5 protein-coding genes are annotated in these 4,441 nt (G+C 76.4%); 1 reads left to right on the top strand and 4 read right to left on the bottom strand.

Annotated features, from left to right (window positions below; all coding sequences use genetic code 11):
• Positions 1 to 492, top strand: a 492-nt coding sequence (locus tag ABZ641_RS26985; protein WP_359985740.1) for an SDR family NAD(P)-dependent oxidoreductase, incomplete at its 5' end; no start/stop codon positions are given.
• Between the two features lie 45 nt (positions 493 to 537).
• Here the strand turns inward: ABZ641_RS26985 and ABZ641_RS26980 are convergent.
• From ABZ641_RS26980 to ABZ641_RS26965, 4 genes are all read right to left on the bottom strand, one after another.
• Entirely contained in the window at positions 538 to 1,200 is a 663-nt protein-coding gene (locus tag ABZ641_RS26980; protein WP_359985738.1) for a hypothetical protein, read from the bottom strand.
• Positions 1,197 to 1,697, bottom strand: coding sequence for an NUDIX hydrolase (locus ABZ641_RS26975; protein ID WP_344624090.1), 501 nt, complete (start codon positions 1,695 to 1,697; stop codon positions 1,197 to 1,199). Before ABZ641_RS26975 ends, ABZ641_RS26980 begins: the two co-directional genes overlap by 4 nt.
• A gap of 23 nt (positions 1,698 to 1,720) precedes the next feature.
• The gene (locus ABZ641_RS26970; protein WP_359985736.1) at positions 1,721 to 2,719 is read right to left on the bottom strand and encodes a Gfo/Idh/MocA family oxidoreductase; all 999 of its coding nucleotides are present in this window, start codon (positions 2,717 to 2,719) and stop codon (positions 1,721 to 1,723) included.
• A gap of 164 nt (positions 2,720 to 2,883) precedes the next feature.
• A partial coding sequence (locus ABZ641_RS26965) for a glycoside hydrolase family 3 C-terminal domain-containing protein (RefSeq protein ID WP_359985733.1) occupies positions 2,884 to 4,441 on the bottom strand: 1,558 nt, incomplete at its 5' end.

The raw sequence follows: 4,441 nt of genomic DNA, 5'->3' as shown, positions 1-4,441 counted from the left end.
GTCCAGTACGCCACCCCGCTCACCGACGGCCCGGACGCACAACTGCTGGAACGCATCCGCGGCGAGATCGCCGTCAACCTCACCTCCGTCGCCGAACTCGCCGCCGCGGCCTGGCCGCACCTCGCCGCCCGCCCCACGGCCGCCTTCGTCGCGGTCGGCTCCGGACTCGGGTACGCCCCCAAGCGCAGCGCACCCGTGTACTGCGCCACCAAGGCGGGCCTGCACACCCTGCTCGACGCCCTCCGCTACCAGGCCGAGGCCGCCACCCCGCACGTCCGCGTCCAGGAGGTCGTGCTGCCGCTGGTGGACACCCCGATGACCGCCGGCCGCGAGGGCCCGGCCCGCAAACTCACCCCGGAGGCGGCCGCCGACGCGATCCTGCGCGGCCTGCGCACCGGCCGCCGCACCGTCCCGATCGGCGCCTCCCGCGCCCTCCTGGCGATCAACCGCCTCAGCCCGGCCACCGCCCGCCGCATCCTCCGCGACGCCTGACGGCGGCCCGCCCGCGCACTCCCTTTCGGAGCCGCCGACGGTGCGTCAGGCCGCCCAGTCCTCGCAGTACTCGAGGTGCAGGCCGCGGCCGTCGGCGACGAGCCCCTCCAGGTAGTGGATCTCGGCGCAGTAGTGCGGGGAGGCGGGGTGGGCGCGGACGTGCGCGGGGCCGTGCCGGGCCACGTCCAGGAAGCGGTCCGCGGTCTCCCGGAAGGCCCGCGCACTGCCGGTCATGAACAGCGTCCCGGCCACCACGTGCTGGTGGAAGCGGTCCCGGAACTCCCGGTGGTGGCGCTCCTCCAGTGCGGCGTCCGGCACTTCCGCCGCGGGCCCCTCCGCCTCCGGCAGGTCCGCCGTCCGCGGCACCCCGGCGCCGAGCCTGGCCCTCAGCTCCTTCCACCGCGAGGGCGCGAACTGCAGCGAGTGGTGCACCAGCACCAGGTCCAGCCGCTCGTCCCCGCCCGCCGCGGGCGCGAACGCCTCCGGCAACCGGTTGCCCCGGATCGGCAGATGGACCAGCGACCGCGGCGACCGCGCCGCCAGCAGCCACAGCCCGCCGACCGTCCGCGCCGCCCCGCGGTCGAACCAGCCGTTCAGGACGTGGTCCTGGTCGAGCAGCACCGCCCGCTCCACCGCCCCGCGCGGCCGGATCACCCGGTGTTCCTGCACACCGAGCCGCGCCCGGTGCACCTGGATCGGCAGCCTCACTTCCGGCCGCCCATCGGTCCCAGGTAGAGGTAGTCAGCCTGCCCGGTGCGCCGCGCCCGGTCCACCGACTCCAGGAAGCGCATCCGCCGCGGGGTGAGTTCGGCGGCCCAGTCCGCCATCGGCAGCACCTGGAAGCCGGTGTGCTCGGCCGGGTCGGTGCGGACGGCCGCGAGCCGGTCGGCGTCCAGCGCCCCGCCGTCGAAGACGAAACCGATCTTGAACGGCAGCTCGCCGACCGGCGGCGCGAACATCACCGTGAGCAGCCGGCCCGGCTCCTCCGGCAGCACCAGGCCGGTCTCCTCCCAGGTCTCCCGCCGTGCACAGCCCCACGGATCCTCGCCGAAGTCCAGGTTCCCGCCGGGCAGCTGCCACAACTCGGGGTCGTAGACCGACCGCAGCATCAGCGGATTCCCGTCCGCGTCGGTGAGATGGGCGGCGGCGAACACCGTGCCGTGCGGAAGCGTCCGGACGAACTCCGCGGTCGGCAGCAGTTCCACAGCAGCCCCCTCCTGGCCGGGGCTCACTCGCCGGGGTAACGCACCCCGATCCGGTCCCGGACCGCGTCCAATGTACGCATCACCGCGATCGAACCGTCCAGTGGCACCAAGGGCGACTCGGTCAGCCCGGCCCGCAGGCAGCGGACGACCTCCGCCGCCTCCCACCCGTACCCGTGGCCCTGCCGCGGCGCCGCCCGGAACTCCTCGGGCTCGCGGCCGTCCCGGTGCAGCACGAAGCCGTCCGGGTGGAAGAAGTCGCGCTCGATCTCGATCCGGCCGGCCGACCCCTGGATGCTCGCCCGCTGGCCGCTCTGCGCCGTCAGCGAGCAGCCCAGCAGGGCGGTGGCCCCGCTCGGGTGGCCGAGCACGATCGCGGTGTTGGCGTCCACGCCCTGCGGGGTGAGCTGCGCCCAGGCGTGCACCGACTCGGGCGTGCCGAGCAGCAGTTGGGCGAAGGCCACCGGGTAGACGCCGAGGTCGAGCAGGGCGCCGCCGCCGAGGGCCGGGTCCCAGAGCCGGTGCGCCGGGTCGAACTCCGCCGGGAAGGCGAAGTCCGCGTGCACCGACCGGATCTCGCCGATCGCGCCGTCCGCGACCAGCTCGGTGATCCGGCGCACCGTCGGGTCGAGGTAGGTCCACATCGCCTCCATCAGGAAGAGCCCGCGCTTGCGCGCGGTCGCGACCAGCTCCTCCGTCTGCGGGGCGCTCAGCGTGAACGGCTTCTCGCAGAGCACCGACTTGCCGGCGTCCAGCAGCAGCGACGTCGCGCCGTGGTGGTGGGCGTGCGGGGTGGCCACGTACACCACGTCCACGTCCGGGTCGGCCGCCAGCTCCCGCCAGCTCCCGTACGCGCGGGGCACGCCGAAGCGGTCGGCGAAGGCGCGGGCGCCCTGCTCGGAACGGGAGGCCACCGCCAGCAGTTCGGCGCCCTCCACGTGCAGCAGGTCCTCGGTGAAGGAGGCGGCGATGCCGCCGGTCGCGAGGACGCCCCAGCGGATCGGACGGTCGGCGGCGGGCTCCATGCTGCTGCTCCCTGGGTCGGTGGTACGGCTCGGGAGGCGCGGCACGGGCCGGGCGGCGCCCGGGGGCGGACACCACGGCAAACGCTCTCCGATCGCCGGTCAGCCTAACCGGCGGTGACCGGCGGCCGGGACCCCCGTCCGCCCACCGGTCACCGCCGGAGCACTCACCCGTCGGCGGCGACGACCTCCACGGCCGCGGACAGCGGCACCTCGCCGCAGGACGGCCCGACCAGCACCGTGAACACGCCCTTCTCGGCCAGCCAGCGGCGCTCCTCGACCGACCAGTGGGCGAGCGCCCGCGGTGCGACCTCGATCCGGGCCTCCACCCGCTGCCCGGGCTCGGCCCGGACGGCCGCGAACCCGGCCAGCCAGCGCACCGGCCGTTCCACGGCACTGCCGGGCCTGGCCAGGTACACCTGCACCACCTCGCGCGAGGCCCGCCGGCCGGTGTTGCGCAGCACCGTCCGGACGGTGAACCCGGCGCCCGGTGCGACGTGCTGCGGCACCTCCACCGCGAGGTACTCCCACTGCCCGTAGCCCAGCCCGTGGCCGAACCAGTAGGCGGGCTCGGCGCCGGCCCGCAGCCAGCCGCGGTGGCCGAGGTGCAGGCCCTCGCGGTAGGCGAGCACGCCGTCCCGGGGGCGGGTGCCGGGGACGGCGGGTCCGGCGCCGGTGGCCGGCCAGGTGGCGGGCAGCCGGCCGCCCGGTTCGGCGCGGCCGAAGAGGACGTCGGCCAGTCCGTCGCCGCCCTCCTGGCCGGGGAACCAGCCGAGCAGCACCGCCGCGGCCTCGCCGCGCCAGGGCATCAGCACCGGTCCGCCGGAGGTGACCACCGCGACCGTGGCCGGGTTGGCCGCCGCCACCGCGGAGACCAGGGCGTTCTGCCCGTCCGGCAGGTCGAGGGTGCTGCGGTCGAACCCCTCGCTCTCGTGCTGTTCGGAGGTGCCGACCACGACGATCACGGCGTCGGCCCCGCGGGCGAGTTCGACGGCAGCGGCGAGCTCCTCCTCGGGGGTGCCGGCCGGGGCGTCCGCGGTCAGCGCGACGACCCGGCCGTGGCCGGGCTCCACGATCCGCCGGGCCGCCACCTCGGTCTCCTGCCCGGCCGCGAGTTCGACCTCGGCCTGCCGGAACGACGGCGTGACGTGCAGGTAGGTCGGGTCGTCGGACTCCGGTGCCGTGTAGCAGTCGAGCACCGTCCGGCCGTCCACCCGCAGCCGGACGGCGCCGAGCCCGACCACCCCGAGCCGCCAGCGTCCGGCGGTGCCGACCCGCAGCACCGTCCGCAGGTCGACGCTGTGCAGGGCGGTGAGGTCGACCGACTCGTCGACCTCGAAGGAGCGCCCGCTCGGCCGGTCCTCGGTGTGCAGCACCCGGCCGGCGGCGTCCAGGAAGCGGACGTGGACGCCGGGCCGGCCGGTCACCGGGTTGCGGCAGTCGCCGGCGGCGACCGGGGTCGGGCGCACCGAGCTCCGGACGCCGGGCGCGTGGACGACCTCGACACCGGGCGGGAGCGCGGCCCGGATGCCGTCCAGCGGCGACACCACCGAGGCCGGGTAGACCGAGGCGCTGCCGCCGCCCTGGATCCGTGCGGCGGCCGCGCCGGGTCCGAGGACGGCGATCCGGCGCACCCGGGCCGGGTCCAGCGGCAGCAGCCCGCCGCGGTTGGTCAGCAGCACGGCCCCGGCGGCCGCGGCCCGGCGCAGCAGCGCGCGGTCCCGC

Source organism: Kitasatospora sp. NPDC007106 (assembly GCF_040634455.1).
GTDB classification, from domain to species: Bacteria; Actinomycetota; Actinomycetes; order Streptomycetales; family Streptomycetaceae; genus Kitasatospora; species Kitasatospora arboriphila.
This window is presented reverse-complemented; position numbering and strand designations above follow the sequence as displayed.